General features: G+C 67.2%; 10 protein-coding genes. All 10 read right to left on the bottom strand.

Features of this window, described 5'->3' with window-relative positions; translation table 11 throughout:
* Nucleotides 1–56: 56 nt before the first annotated feature.
* Nucleotides 57–2,654 carry a LuxR C-terminal-related transcriptional regulator gene (locus tag B5F40_RS06005; RefSeq protein ID WP_087193471.1) on the bottom strand — a complete coding sequence of 866 codons (2,598 nt, stop codon included), beginning with the start codon at nt 2,652–2,654 and terminating at the stop codon, nt 57–59.
* Nucleotides 2,655–2,694: 40 nt separating this feature from the next.
* Complete coding sequence (locus tag B5F40_RS06000; RefSeq protein WP_087193470.1) at nt 2,695–3,084, bottom strand: iron-sulfur cluster assembly scaffold protein; 390 nt, start codon at nt 3,082–3,084, stop codon at nt 2,695–2,697.
* Nucleotides 3,081–4,331 carry an aminotransferase class V-fold PLP-dependent enzyme gene (locus B5F40_RS05995; protein ID WP_087193469.1) on the bottom strand — a complete coding sequence of 417 codons (1,251 nt, stop codon included), beginning with the start codon at nt 4,329–4,331 and terminating at the stop codon, nt 3,081–3,083. Before B5F40_RS05995 ends, B5F40_RS06000 begins: the two co-directional genes overlap by 4 nt.
* The gene (locus tag B5F40_RS05990; RefSeq protein ID WP_087193468.1) at nt 4,321–4,935 is read right to left on the bottom strand and encodes a nucleotidyltransferase family protein; all 615 of its coding nucleotides are present in this window, start codon (nt 4,933–4,935) and stop codon (nt 4,321–4,323) included. The genes B5F40_RS05995 and B5F40_RS05990 overlap by 11 nt, the downstream gene beginning before the upstream one ends.
* Before the next feature lie 365 nt (nt 4,936–5,300).
* Entirely contained in the window at nt 5,301–8,039 is a 2,739-nt protein-coding gene (ppdK, locus tag B5F40_RS05985) for a pyruvate, phosphate dikinase (RefSeq protein WP_087193467.1), read from the bottom strand.
* A gap of 292 nt (nt 8,040–8,331) precedes the next feature.
* Nucleotides 8,332–9,219: a pyruvate, water dikinase regulatory protein gene (locus B5F40_RS05980; protein WP_087193466.1), complete on the bottom strand. Its 888-nt coding sequence runs from the start codon at nt 9,217–9,219 to the stop codon at nt 8,332–8,334.
* A 1-nt stretch (nt 9,220) separates the two neighbouring features.
* Entirely contained in the window at nt 9,221–11,317 is a 2,097-nt protein-coding gene (glyS, locus tag B5F40_RS05975) for a glycine--tRNA ligase subunit beta (RefSeq protein WP_087193465.1), read from the bottom strand.
* Nucleotides 11,310–12,293 carry a glycine--tRNA ligase subunit alpha gene (locus B5F40_RS05970; protein WP_087193464.1) on the bottom strand — a complete coding sequence of 328 codons (984 nt, stop codon included), beginning with the start codon at nt 12,291–12,293 and terminating at the stop codon, nt 11,310–11,312. Before B5F40_RS05970 ends, glyS begins: the two co-directional genes overlap by 8 nt.
* 45 nt (nt 12,294–12,338) lie before the next feature.
* Entirely contained in the window at nt 12,339–12,905 is a 567-nt protein-coding gene (gene lepB / locus B5F40_RS05965) for a signal peptidase I (RefSeq protein WP_087193463.1), read from the bottom strand.
* Between the two features lie 369 nt (nt 12,906–13,274).
* Nucleotides 13,275–13,841: a signal peptidase I gene (gene lepB, locus B5F40_RS05960; protein WP_087193462.1), complete on the bottom strand. Its 567-nt coding sequence runs from the start codon at nt 13,839–13,841 to the stop codon at nt 13,275–13,277.
* Between the last annotated feature and the right edge of the window lie 374 nt (nt 13,842–14,215).

The following is a 14,215-nucleotide window of genomic DNA, read 5'->3' as shown; positions in this document are numbered from 1 at the left end:
GGCGCTTCGAACGCAGAACATTACCCGCATGGGTGAGAAGAAGGGTGAAACGAAGGTCAGATGACCCCTTCGTCGCGCAGCACGGCAACCGCCTGCATCTTCGAGTGCACGCCGAGCTTCGCGTACGCATTCGCCAAATGCTTTTTGACGGTGTCACGCGACACGAACAGGCGCTCGGCTGTCTGGGCCACCGTCGCCCCCGATGCAACGCAGCGCATGACGTCGAGCTCGCGTTCGGTGAGCGACGAGGACGCCGCTCGCTCCTTCGGGCGGAGAAGGGCCTCGACATAGGCCGCCAGCCGCGGATCGTGCAGCGCGGGCGCCAAACGCTTGGCCGCCGGGCGCAGGTAGGCTGCGTTCTGTGCAAGCGCCTCGCCGAGGCCGAACTCACGCGCCGAACGAACGGCCTCTTCAAGGTACACGAGGGCGCGAGCGGGACGGGCCGTCTTGTCCGAGAACGCAGCCGCAACCGCCAAGCCGTGAACGCGAGCAAGGCGCTCGGCACCGTCGATGGCATCGATGCCCGCGCACGCCTCCTCGTACCGCTCGGGCGCGAGATGGAAATCGAGCATCGCATGAAACACCGTCGTCTGGGAATCCTCGGCCGGCAGCGCGCAGCGTTCGAGCGCCTTGGTCCGAAAAGCCGTGCAATACGCTCGAACGAAATCGAGCGGCGGAAATCCCGAAAGCGCGCCGAGCTCGTCTTGGTCGAGAGCACGGAAAAACACCTGATCGGCCTCAGGGCGCCCGAGCCGGAAAAGCGCTTTCGCCTTCACGGTAGCCGCCTCCGCAACGCAGCTCTCGACCAATCCTTCCGCAGAAAGCTCTGCGAACTTGCCGTGCAGTTCGAGGGCCTCCTCGAACGAACCGCGCTCGTAGGCCGCAATCATCTTCGTCAAGTACGCGTAGGCCAGCATGGGCTTGTAGCGCCGCTCGCGCTCGTCGTACAACCCGAACGCGAGATCGGCGTAGTAGTCGGCTTCCTGCAGATACCCCAGGTTGGCGCATACGCGGGAGAGATTGCAGTACGCCGAGCACGAGAGGTTGGCGTTGTTGCAGCCTCGTTGGAGCTCAACGGCCCGCTCGAACGAGGCCTTCGCCTTAAGGGGCTCGGCATCGAACGACGATGCCCGTATTTGAAGCATCATCCCCCTCAGATAGAACTCCCGCTCCGGAAGGTGGGCGAGAGCCTCTTCCGCGCACGACCGCATCTCGTCGCGACGGCCCTTGAACGAAGCGAGGTAGGCCTTCTGGACGAGGCAGAGCGAGGACAAGGGATCCTCTTCGTCGCGCAGAAGCCCGACAGCCCGGCTCAAAAGCTGCTCAGCTCTTTCGAACCACCCTCTGAGCGCATACGGCATGCTGAGAACCGCGCACAAGCCAGGACGCTTTTCGATCTCCCCCTCGGGAAGACACGCCGCCCAGCGCACGAGCACGTGATGACTGTCGTCCATGTACAATGCCAGCCAGTTCTCCATGATGATCCGGCTCACACGCTCGACGTCGCCCAGTTCGGCCGATACCTCGACCGCGGCGTCGAGAAAACCGTTCTCCTCGTACCAATCGCCCGCCGCGCGCTTCACGCGCGCGAGCTCCTCAGGCTCCAGCGCGCGCAAGCGATCATGCAGCATGTCGTTCAGGAGGCGATGGTAGCGGAACCAATCTTCGCCCTGCTGACGCTCGAACCGCTCGATAAACAGATCGTTCGCAACGAGATAGGCCGTATGCTCGGCAACCTCGGCGCGCGGGAGGCCCGTGATGCGCTCAGCCAGCGGCAAGCAGAACGACTCCACCGCCGACGTGCGCACCAGGAAGCGCCGAGTGTCCTCGTCGAGCACCGAGAACACCTCCTCGAACAGGTACTCGCTCATGCCGCGCTGGGCTTGCTCGAGCGCCTGGTCCAGACCCGCCTGCGATCCACCGCCGCACAAAAGGGCTACGAGCTTGTCGCCGGTCGCCCACCCTTGCGTCGTCTTGCGGATCGTCTCCACTTCGTCGTTCGTCGGATGAACGCCTTTTTGCGCGAACAGGGCCCGCGTTTCCTCGAACGAGAACCGCAGGTCGGCCTCGGTCAACTCCCCCAGCTCGCCAACCACTTTCATCTTGGCCGTCGGGAACAGGAGGGGTCGTCGGGAAGCGATGACGAAGTGGGCGTTGCCAGGCAGGTGGCGAAGCAGGTAGCGCACGCTCTCGCGCACCTCATCGTCCTCCTGGACTTCATGGAAGTCGTCCAAAACGCAGACGAACGCATCCGCGAACTCTTCCATCTGGAGCAGGAGGGAGTCGACGATAGGCCGCATGTCGGCGAAGCCGTCTTCCAGCCTCACGTCGTCGAGGGCCAGGCAGATGCGCTCGTCTGCCGCACGCAGGGCAGTCGTGAGATGCAGCCAGAAGCGCTCGAGCGGCGCATCCTCGGCCTCGATGCGATACCAAGCAGCCGGCAGATCGGAAAGCGAGACGACCCATGAGGCGATCGCGGTGGTCTTCCCGTAGCCCGCCGCCGACACCACCGACGTCACCGGCCGCGTCAGGGTCTGCGACAGCTTCTCGCGCAACGCGGGCCGATCGACGATGGTCGACGGCACCGTCGGAACGCCCACCTTCGAAGGCAGGACGACCCCGCCTTTGCCTCTTTCAGCTTTCCCCTCGCGCACGCTGATTCCCCCGTCGTCTCGCGCCCTGACGCTTGCGCCCCTATTGTAGCAAAGCGAGCGCCCGCTTCAGCACGATGAGGGGCAGCTCGACGCATCCCCGCCGGGTGCGTCCGACCTCGAGCCCCTCCCACAGCCCCAGCACGTCTTCGAAGGCAAGTGCCTCGGCTTCGCTGACGCGCATCCCCTCCACGCGCTCCATGAGCGCATCGGCGCACGCCGTGCACAGCGTGCAGGCGTAGCCGTCGAACGCCGCGCGGGCGACCGCCATGCCGCCGTCGCGGCGCTCGAGGGCCACGCGCACTTCGAGGGCGTCGCCGCAGAACGGGTTGTCGCCCTCCCCCTTCGCGTCGTAGGCTCCCGAGAAGCCCTTGCGCGTCGGATGCGCGGCGCGTTCCACTATCCTCCCGTCGTCGATGCGCACGGCCCTCACGCCCTCCGCTCGACGAGACGCGCCACGGCGCTCAGCAGCGCGTCCACGTCCTCATCGTTCGAGTAGCCCGCGAAGCTGGCGCGCACGCTGGCCCGCGCGCCGAGGGCCGCATGGAGCGGCTTGGCGCAGTGGTGCCCGGCGCGCACGAGCACGCCCTCCGCATCGAGGGCTGCGCTCGCGTCATGGGGGTGCACGTCGTCCACCGTGAAGCTCACGAGCGAGGCGCTGGCGGGAGTCGGCCCGCCCAGCACGCGCACGCCCGGTAGCTCGCTCAGCCCGCGTTGCGCGCGTAAAGCCAATGCGGCCACGTGGCGACGCACCCTTTCCATGCCCGCCTCCTCCAGCATGCGCAGCGCCTCGTTCCAGGCAACCGCCGCGGCGATGGCGGGCGTGCCCGCCTCGAAGCCCTGCGGGCCGCAAGCGGGCACGTAGCCGCACGCGTCCACCTGCGCCACCATCCCGCCCCCTCCGAAAACGGGCCGCATGCGCTCGAACGCCCGGGGCGAGCATGCGAGCGCGCCGATGCCGGTGAGCCCCATCATCTTGTGCGCCGACAGCGCGTAAAAATCGACGGGCAGCGCGGCCAGGTCCACCGGCCCGTGGACAGCCGCCTGGGCGCCGTCGAGCGCCGTGAAGGCCCCCGCCAGGCGCGCGTCGTCCAAGATGCGGGCCAGGTCGGGCTGCTCCCAGCCGACGACGTTCGACTGCTGCGCCAGCGCTGCCAGCTTGGGGCCGCGCTCGGCGATGCGGCACCACTCACCGTAGTCGAGCTGTCCGTCCGCATCGACGGGTATCCAGGCGATCTCGACGCCGCGCCGCTCGGCCAGCATCTGCCAGCACACGATGTTGGCGTGATGGTTGTCCTCGGCCACGGCCACGACGTCGCCCGGGCCGAGCGCATGCTCCGCCCAGCCGAGCGCCGCCAGGTTGAGCGACTCGGTGGCGCCGTGCGTGAACACGACGCGCGCCGGATCGTCCACGCCCAGATGGGCCGCGAGGTGCTCCCGGGCGCACTCGTAGGCGTCGGTGGCCTCCTCTGCCAGCATGTGCGCGCCGCGATGGATGTTGGCGCAACTCGTATGGAGGAAGCGCGTCACGGCTTCGGTCACGCGCAGCGGCACGAGGGAGGTGGCCGCGCTGTCAAGGTAGACGAGCGGGCGGTCGCCGCCGCGCCCGATGCGGCGCTCGAGCACGGGGAACTGCGCGCGGTCGAGCGGCGTCGCGTCCGCCGCGGGCCTAGCGTCCATCGAGGATCGCCTCCTCGATGCGGGCGAGCTCGTCGGGCGTGTCCACGTCGTCGAGCACGCGCGCGTCCGCCGGCACGGCGCGCACGGCAATCTCCGGATGCGCACGCAGCATCGAGCGCGCCCCCTCGTCGCCGTCCAGCTCCTCGATCAGGGGGAAGCACGCCCGATCAAACAGGCAGGGGTTGCCGCGGCGAAGCGCATCCTGCGTGACGCACGCATGCACGCCGCCCGCCGCGTACGCGCGCAGCAGCGCGTCGAGGTGCTCCGCCTCCACGTAGGGCTGGTCGGCCACCATGACCAGCAGCAGGTCGTAGCCGTGCGCCGCGGTGAAGCGCGCCGCCGTGCGCACCGAGGTCGACTGCCCGCTTCTCCACGATGGGTTGTAGGCCTCGCGAACGTCGGCGCGCGCAATCGCGTCCGCCATATCGTCCCGGTACGCGCCCGTCACCGCCACGGCCTCCTCGGCTGCGCATCCGACAGCCGCTTTGAGCGCCCGCTCGAGCAGCGTCGAGCCTGCGAACGGCGCGAGCAGCTTGCACGAACCCATGCGCTTCGACTCCCCCGCCGCGAGCACGCAGACGCACGCGCGCGGAAACACCTGCATCGGCCCCTCCTTTCCTCGCTGCAAGCATAGGGGCTTCGATATCGGCGCGCATCACCCGAACGGGTAGTCTTCAGGGGGAGGTAGGCGTTTGACGGCCTGCGATCAACCGTGCCGGGCGCGGATCGAGCCCGCAGGGCGAAAACTGAGGAAGCCAGGCGAATTCCGTCGACGCGACCGGAGGCCCGATCCTTCCACGGTCTCCAAGCTCGCGAAACGAAGGCCTCCGGCCTCGCGTTCCGAGATCCCCCGATCCAGCGGGCGAGAAGCGCCCTTGCCTTGCGGCTTCATCGGCACGGAGGATGAAGGCCTGCAAAAAGGGTCCGCAGAGTTGCGGACCCTTTGGTCGGAAACGGTCGGGAATGCGGTTACTTGTCGCGCCCGTCGCCCATCTTCTCGGCGAGCGCCGCCTGGCCAGCGGCCAAGCGCGCGAGCGGCACGCGATACGGAGAGCAGCTGACATAGTCGAGCCCGATCTTGTGGAACGTCTTCACCGAATCGGGATCGCCGCCGTGCTCGCCGCACACGCCGCACACGAGATCGGGATTGCCCTCGTGCCCCAGCTCGACGCCCATCTTCACGAGCTTCGCCACGCCCGGGTCGATGGTGGCGAAGGGGTTGTACGGCAGCAGTCGCTCCGCCAAGTACTGTGGAACGAACTCGGCCTCCACGTCGTCACGGCTGAAGCCGAACGTCGTCTGCGTGAGATCGTTCGTGCCGAAGCTGAAGAAGTCGGCCTGCGTGGCGATCTCGTCGGCCGTCACAGCGGCGCGTGGCAGCTCGATCATCGTGCCCACCGGGATGTCGAGCTCCACTCCCTCCTCGGAGGCCACCTGGGCGATGACATCCTCGGCCACACGGCGCAGCTTCTCGAGCTCGGCCGTCACGGACACGAGCGGGATCATGATCTCGGGCTTGGGGTCGAGGCCCTCCTTCTTGAGCTGGGCGCAGGCGGTCGCGATGGCGCGCACCTGCATCGTCGGCAGAATGGGGTAGACGATGCCGAGGCGGCAGCCGCGCAAGCCCAGCATGGGGTTCGCCTCGCTCATGCCGTCGATCTGCTCCATGAGCAGGCGTTTGCGGGCGATCTCTTCCTTGTCGCCGCCCGTGGCCTCCAAGCGCGCGATCTCCACGTCAAGCGCCCGCGGACTCTCCAAGAACTCGTGCAGCGGCGGGTCGAGCAGGCGCACGATCACCGGCAGCCCGTCCATGGCGCGGAACATGCCGAGGAAGTCGCCTGTCTGCGCCTCGAGCAGCTCGCCCACAGCGCGCTCGCGCACGACCTCGTCCTCGTTCAGAATGAACGTCTGGATGATCTGCTTGCGATCACCTAGGAACATGTGCTCGGTACGGCAGAGCCCGATTCCCTCGGCGCCGAAGTTTCTCGAGAGCTCTGCGTCCTCGGGATTGTCGGCGTTGGCCCGCACGCCGAGCGCGCGGAACTCGTCGGCCCATTCGAGGATGGTGTCCAAATCGCCCGTCATCTCCGGCAGCACGAGCTCCACCGCGCCCAGGACGACCGTGCCGGTGGTGCCGTCGATGGAGATCATATCCCCTTCGCGGATAACGATGTCGGTGCCCGTGACGGCGGCCTGCTTGCGCTCCGCGTCGATCTTGAGCGCCTCGACGCCGCAGACGCACGGCGCGCCCATGCCGCGGGCGATGACGGCCGCATGGCTCGTCTTGCCGCCGTGCGAGGTGAGGATGCCCTCGGCGGCGATCATGCCGGCCAGGTCGTCGGGGTTCGTCTCCCAGCGCACGAGCACGCACTTGCGACCGGCCTCGGCGCAGGCCACCGCATCGGCAGCCGAGAACACGGCCTCGCCCACCGCGGCGCCCGGGGAGGCGTTGAGGCCCTTGGCGATGACGTCGTAGCTCGCGTTCTTGTCAAACTGCGGGTGCAACAGCTGGTCGAGCTGCTCGGGATCCACGCGCATGACGGCCTCCTCCTTGGAGATGAGGCCCTCCTTCTCCATCTCGATGGCGATGTGCAGCGCGGCGGCCGCGGTGCGCTTGCCCACGCGGGTCTGCAGCATCCACAGCTTGCCCTGTTCGATGGTGAACTCGATGTCGCACATGTCGCGGAAGTGGTTCTCGAGGGTGACGAACACCTCCTCGAGCTCGCGTCCGGCCTCCTCGAGACCGGCGACGTTTTTCAGATCGGCGATCGGCGAGGTGTTGCGGATACCGGCCACGACGTCCTCGCCTTGGGCGTTCACCAGGTAGTCGCCGTAGAACTCCTTCTCGCCGTTGGCGGGGTTGCGCGTGAACGCCACGCCCGTGGCCGAGGTGTCGCCCTTGTTGCCGAACACCATGGACTGCACGTTGACGGCGGTGCCCAAATCGTCGGCGATCTTGTTCTGCTTGCGGTACAGCGTGGCGCGCGGGTTGTTCCAGCTGCCGAACACGGCCTCGATGGCAAGCTTCAGCTGCGCCATCGGGTCCTGAGGGAACTGGACGACGCCGTCGACCACGAGCGCAGGATGCTCGTCGGCCGAGACGTTCTCGGAGAAGATCTTCTTGAACTCGGACACGAGCTGTGTGAGGTCCTCGGCGGTGAGGTCGGTGTCGGAAGCCGCGCCACGCATGTTCTTCATAGCGGTGATGGCGTTCTCGAACAGGTCGCCGTCGAGGCCCATCACCACGTTCGAGAACATCTGGATGAAACGACGATAGGAGTCCCAGGCGAACCGGGGGTTTCCGGTCTGCTTGATCAGGCCGTTGATGGACTGGTCGTTCAGACCCAGGTTCAGCACCGTGTCCATCATGCCGGGCATGGACATCGGCGCGCCGGAGCGCACGGACACGAGCAGGGGATCCTCGGCATCGCCGATCTTCTTGCCCATGCGAGCTTCGAGATCCTCGCGGTAGGCCTGGATGGTGTCGAGCGCGCCCTCGGGCCAGGTGTTGCCCGCATTGGCGTACTCCATGCAGGTCTGGCACGTGATGGTGAAGCCGGGCGGCACGGGCAGCCCGATATTGGCCATCTCGGCGAGGTTGGCGCCCTTGCCGCCGAGGATCGCCTTCATGCTCGTGTTGCCTTCGGTCACGTTGTTGCCCTCGGCGTCCTTGCCGAACGCATAGACTCGCTTGACTTCTTCGGTCACCTTTTTCTCCTTAACCGCTTGGTTGCAGAAACGCGCCCCGCCTCGTGCGAGCGGAGGCCGCTGCGGCCCGCCCGCGCGTCCGGCGAAGGATGGACGCTCTCGAATCGTAGCACAAAACCCTTCCCGCAGGATCATAGACGCGCCCTGCGGTAAACAAGCTGTGGCAGACGGCCCCTTTATGACCGAGCGCGACAGGCAAACGAGGCAACGCCACGCCCCCGAAAGCCGACGACCGCCCGACATCCGCGGGAACTTGGCTCCGCCCCGCTCTCTGCGCATCCCCTTGCCGCGATCAACGCAGAGCAGGGGTGATCGAAGGAGGATGGACGCGCTCGTAGTAGCGCAGTATCTCCTGAGCAGTCTCCTCCACGGCCCGGTTCTCCGTGTTGACGACGATGCACCCGAGCCTGCGCATGAGCGAGCGAGCCTTCTCAAGATCCTCGTACACGTACTCGGGATCGGCATAGCGCGATGCAACCCCGACAGCCCGCCCAAGGCGGCGCTGACGGATGCCGATGAGCACTTCAGCGGTCGTCATCAAGCCGAACAGACGCGTCCGATCCACGCTCTCCAATTCGGCGGGAGGCTCGGTGGACGGATCGAGCGGGATGTTCGCCACCTTGTAGCCCTGCTGGGACAGATAGATCGACGTCGGGGTCTTCGACGAGCGAGACACGCCTAGAAGCACGATGTCCGCCTGATGCAGCTCCTGCGGGTTGCGCCCGTCATCGTGCGCGATGGTGAACTCGATGGCCTCGATGCGCTGGAAGTAGTATTGGTCCGCCACGTGAAGGCCGCCGGGCTTCGTGGACGGCTCGCGGCCCGTCATGCGCGAGATGGCCCCGATGGCGTCGGTGACCAGGTCGACGGCCACGATGTCGTCGCGCTCGGCGGCGTAGGCGGCAAGCTGGCGCGACAGCACGCGGTCGACGAGCGTGTAGAATATGAGCATGCGCCCGTCTCCGATGTTGCGCGCATGGACGGCCCCGTGCTCGTCGATGAACCGGCGGATCTCCTCGAACGTGCGCACCTTCGGCAGCACCTCGATAGTGGGATTCGTGACGCCGAACTGGGCGGCGGCCGCACGGGCCACCGCCTGGGCGGTGAGCCCCACCGAGTCGCTGATCACATGGATCGTGGGCAGCTCGGTGGAGCTTCCATAGGCGATGAACTCCGACATGCTACTTGCCCTTCGCCATCTTGCCGAAGTCGGCCACGCCCTCGAACACGGCCACGAAACGGTTGAGCAGGCGCAGGCGGTTCTCGCGCAGGGCCCGGTCCTCGTCCATGACCATGACGCGCTCGAAGAACAGGTCGACGGGCTTGCGCAGGCTTGCGAGCTCGGCGAGAGCGGACGGATAGTCGTCGGCGGCCAGCGCGCGCGCCACGCGGCCCTCGGCTTGCACGACCGCGCACGACAGCGCATGCTCCACTTCGGTGAGCAGGGCCTCGTCCACCTCCGCGCCGAGCGACGCGTCGCGCAGGTTGTTCGCGCGGGCGTAAGCCGTCGCCAAATCCGCGAACGCGTCGGGGTCTCCCTCGCGCGCGGCATCGAGCGCACGCACCCGCGACACGAACTCGACGGGCTCCCGAACGCCCGCGGCCAGAACCGCGTCGATCGCGTCGGGCGCGCGCCCCTCGTCGCGCAGCAGCACTTTCGCCCGTGCGACGAAGAAGTCCGCCACCTCATCGCGAACGACCTGCGCATCGAAGGCCACGCCTTGGCGCGCGTAGGACGAGAGCGCCTCGTCGATGGCGCGCAGAAGCCCGATACGAAGCGGCAGCGCCTCGTCGAGCAGCATGGACAGGATGCCGAGCGCGCTGCGCCTCAGCGCGAACGGATCTGACGAGCCCGTGGGCCCCTGGCCCACGGCTATTAGGCCGCAGATGGTGTCGAGCTTGTCGGCCATGGCCACCACGCGTCCCGCAGCGGATGCCGGCAGCTCATCGCCGGCGAAGCGAGGGCGGTAATGGTCGGCGATGGCGCGCGCGACCTTCTCGCCCTCGCCGCACGCCGCGGCGTAGTAAGAGCCCATGACGCCCTGCACGCTCGTGAACTCCACGACGGCGCTCGTCACGAGATCCGCTTTCGCGAGGTGCGCGGCGCGCTCTGCGTCGGCCGCATCGGCCGGGGAGAGCCCCGCATCGGCCGCGAGGTGCCGCGCGAGCGCCGTGATGCGCTCGGCCTTCGCGCGCATCGTGCCGAGCGACTCCTGGAACACCACCTCGTCCAAACGCTCCACGTAGGCCTCGAGCGGACGCTTGAGGTCCTCCTCGTAGAAGAACTTCGCGTCGGACAGGCGCGCGCGGACAACGCGCTCGTTGCCGTCCACGATGGTTGAGGCGCACGCCGGATCGCCGTTGCTCACCACGATGAAGCGGTTCGTCAGCTTGCCGTCCCCGTCGTAAAGCGGAAAGTAACGCTGGTGCATGAGCATCGCGTCCACGATGATCTCCTCGGGCACCTGCAAGAACTCCTCATCGAACGCTCCTGCGAGCACGGTGGGCTGCTCGCAGAGGTTCACGACTTCCAGAAGCGTCTTCTCGGGCAGCTCGGCATGTGCGCCGCACTCCTGCTCGACGCGGGCCACGCCCTCGCGGATGGCCCGTTCGCGCGCTCCCTCGCTCGTCACCACGTGAGCCGCTTCGAGCACGTCCAAAAGCGCGCGCGCCGTCGGCACTTCGTGCGGGCCGGGCGCGAGGAAGCGGTGGCCGCGCGTCAGGTTGCCGGCCTCGAGGCCCGCGAAGCGCACGGGGACGACGCGCTCGTCGAGCATCGCCACGATCCAGCGCACCGGACGCGAGAAATACTCGCTCGTCGAGCCCCAGCGGCACGACTTCGGCCACGAGATGCCGACGATCACGCCCTCGAGCACCTCCGGCAGAAGATCGGCGGCGTCGCGCGCCTCCACGCGGCGCGTAGCGAACACGTGCTCGACGCCCTTCTCCTCGCGCACCTCGAGCGAACCCACGTCAACGCCTTTGCCGCGGGCGAAGCCGACGGCGGCCTTCGTGGGATTGCCGTCGGCGTCGAAGGCGATCTTGACCGAGGGGCCGCGGAACGTCTCCGTAAGGGCCTCGGTGCGCTCGGCCACGTCCTCGACGATGGCGACGAGGCGGCGCGGCGTCGTATGGACGGTTACCTCGCCATGCAGGATGCGCACGGCGTCGAGCGCGTCAGGAACGAGGCGGGCCAGCTGAGCGGTCGCGCGATGCAGGTCGAAGGCCGGGATCTCCTCGGTGCCGATCTCGAACGCGAGCGTGTGCAGGTTACTCACGGCCGTCCTCCTTCCCCGCCGCTTCCGCGGCGGACTCGCCCTCCTCGGCGGGCACGATGCCCACCACGTGCTCCATGTAGCTCGCACAGCACGCCTTCGCGAGCGTGCGCACGCGCAAGATGTAGGCCATGCGCTCGGTGGCCGATATCACGCCGCGCGCATCGAGCAGGTTGAAGGCGTGGCAGCACTTGAGCACGCTGTCGTAGGCCGGCAGCGGCAGGCCCGCCTCGAGCGTGCGCAGGCACTCGGCCTCGCGGTCGTTGAACTCCTGGAACAGGAAGTCGGTGTCGGCCACCTCGAAGTTGTAGCGCGAGTACTGGCGCTCGTTCTCGAGGTACACGTCGCCGTAGGTGAACACGACGCCGTCCGCGCCGCGGCTCCACACGATGTCGAACATGCTGTCCACGCCCTGGATGTACATGGTGAGACGCTCGAGGCCGTAAGCGATCTCGACTGGCACGGGCGCGCACTCGAAGCCGCCCACCTGCTGGAAGTAGGTGAACTGCGTCACCTCCATGCCGTCGATCCACACTTCCCAACCCAGCCCCCACGCGCCAAGGGTGGGGCTTTCCCAGTCGTCTTCGACGAAACGCACGTCGTGCGCGTCCACGTCGATGCCGATGGCGCGCAAGGATCCCAGGTACAGCTCCTGGATATCGTCGGGCGAGGGCTTCATGAGCACCTGGAACTGGTAGTAAAACTGGGTGCGGTTCGGGTTCTCGCCGTAGCGGCCGTCCGTGGGGCGGCGGCAGCCCTGCACATAGGCGGTGCGCCACGTGTCGGGACCGAGCGAGCGCAGCGTGGTGGCCGGGGCGTTCGTGCCGGCGCCCACCTCGTTATCGTAGGGCTGCAGGATGACGCAGCCCTGATCGGCCCAGTAGCGCTGCAGGTTCATGATGACGTCCTGGAACGTCGGCGTGGGTCGTCCTTCGGCTCGGTCGCGCCCCCCGTGCGCTGATGCGGTGTGCGTTGCCATGGTTCTCCTTGTCTCGATCAAACCCGTCGCCCTCGACCTTGCGCGCTAGTCGAGGAGCTTGAAATCGTTGAGCGGCCAGTACACGAGCGCCCCCCGGCCCGTCACGGACGAGACGGGGACGGCGCCGAAGAAGCGGGAGTCCTGGGAGTTCGTGCGGTTGTCGCCCATCACCCACACGTGCCCCTCGGGCACCGTGTAGGGGTAGACCACGCCGCCGGCCAGCCGGTACGACGGCTTCCCGTCGACGTAGGGCTCCGAGAGCGGCTCGCCGTCCACGTACACGAGCCCGTCCTCGTCGTTGATGTCGACGGTCTGCCCGCCCACGGCGATGCAGCGCTTGATGAGGATGCGGCCCGGGATCTCGGGGTCCTTGAACGTCACGATGTCGCCCGGCTCGGGGTCGCGGAAGAGGTAGCTCACCTTCTCGGCGAACACCATGTCGCCGGTCATGATGGTCTCCTCCATGGAGCCGGAGGGTATCTCGTAGGCCTGGAACACGAACGTGCGCAACAGCCACGACAGCACGAAGACGAAGGCCACCATGACGAGAAGCCCGAGAAGCGTCCTGAGAATGCCCGGACGCTGTCGAACGGCGTGCTGACCGGAATCCATGAGGTATGTCTATCCTTTCGACGCGGGCGGAGCGCCCGGCTGAGACCACGAGAGCATATGATAGCGCGTCCGCGCCATGTGTTCGCCACGTTCGACAAAGTTTGCAGAAATTCCCGATCATCCGGCGAAAAGGCAACAGCATGCGACGCTCGCGGCGAGCATGGTTTCCCTCAGCCGAGCAAAGCCATCGGCACTCGGCGGCGCGGTAGGCCGGACAACGGGCGGAAAGGGCGCGATCTCGCCGCCTCTCCGAATCGACCCAAAAAGCCCCGAGGCTGCTCTTCGAAAGCGCTCATCCGATCTTTGGAGTGCGGCAAGCCCGTCCGCCCCACCAAGCTGGCAACGATTCGGCGCGTTCCACCTTGCGCGTCACGAAAGCAAGCGCATCTCGTCAAACGGCCACAGTACGACCAAGCCGCGCGCCTCCACCGTCGACACGGGGACGGCGCCGAAGAAGCGGGAGTCCTGGGAGTTCGTGCGGTTGTCGCCCATCACCCACACGTGCCCCTCGGGCACCGTGTAGGGGTAGACCACGCCGCCGGCCAGCCGGTACGACGGCTTCCCGTCGACGTAGGGCTCCGAGAGCGGCTCGCCGTCCACGTACACGAGCCCGTCCTCGTCGTTGATGTCGACGGTCTGCCCGCCCACGGCGATGCAGCGCTTGATGAGGATGCGGCCCGGGATCTCGGGGTCCTTGAACGTCACGATGTCGCCCGGCTCGGGGTCGCGGAAGAGGTAGCTCACCTTCTCGGCGAACACCATGTCGCCGGTCATGATGGTCTCCTCCATGGAGCCGGAGGGCACCGCGTAGGCGCGCCCCACGTACGCAAGCGTCAGCCACGACAGCAAGGCGACGAAGCCCAGCCATGCGAACGAGTTGAGAAAGCGGCGCGGTAGGGCGGGCCTTTGCATGGCGACATGCTTTCCGGAGTTCATCAGCTGAGTGCATCCTTTCGAAGCGGACACGGCGACCAATCGGGAAACAAGGCTCATGATAGCGCACCGCCGCGATGCGATCGAGCGGAATTGCGAGGGTGCGGGCATGCGCAAAAAAACGGACCGAGAGATAAGCGAGGGACCCCCTTCGACCGTTTCCCCAAACGGCACAGGCTCGACACCGCCCCTGCCGGACAGCTTTTTTCGGCAGATCAGGGGCTCATCCCCTCCAAGCACGCCGCGTAAAGCCGACAGGCCGCTGTGTCGCGAGGACGGCGAGACTCACCACCCCTCGTCGACGGACAGCGCGGCATCCCACGCGCTTACCCAACCGCTCCGCATGAAATTCCCCATCGCAGTCCGACCGCGCACTG

The sequence above is a fragment of the Gordonibacter sp. An230 genome (assembly GCF_002159915.1).
GTDB lineage: Bacteria > Actinomycetota > Coriobacteriia > Coriobacteriales > Eggerthellaceae > Rubneribacter.
This window is presented reverse-complemented; position numbering and strand designations above follow the sequence as displayed.

Bases quoted from the DNA above. Each gene is read 5' to 3' on its own strand.
- B5F40_RS05970 (WP_087193464.1), bottom strand. From the start codon at position 12,293: ATGGCAACGCACACCGCATCAGCGCACGGGGGGCGCGACCGAGCCGAA.
- B5F40_RS05995 (WP_087193469.1), bottom strand. From the start codon at position 4,331: ATGGACGCTAGGCCCGCGGCGGACGCGACGCCGCTCGACCGCGCGCAG.
- lepB (WP_087193462.1), bottom strand. From the start codon at position 13,841: ATGAACTCCGGAAAGCATGTCGCCATGCAAAGGCCCGCCCTACCGCGC.
- lepB (WP_087193463.1), bottom strand. From the start codon at position 12,905: ATGGATTCCGGTCAGCACGCCGTTCGACAGCGTCCGGGCATTCTCAGG.
- B5F40_RS05990 (WP_087193468.1), bottom strand. From the start codon at position 4,935: ATGCAGGTGTTTCCGCGCGCGTGCGTCTGCGTGCTCGCGGCGGGGGAG.
- B5F40_RS05980 (WP_087193466.1), bottom strand. From the start codon at position 9,219: ATGTCGGAGTTCATCGCCTATGGAAGCTCCACCGAGCTGCCCACGATC.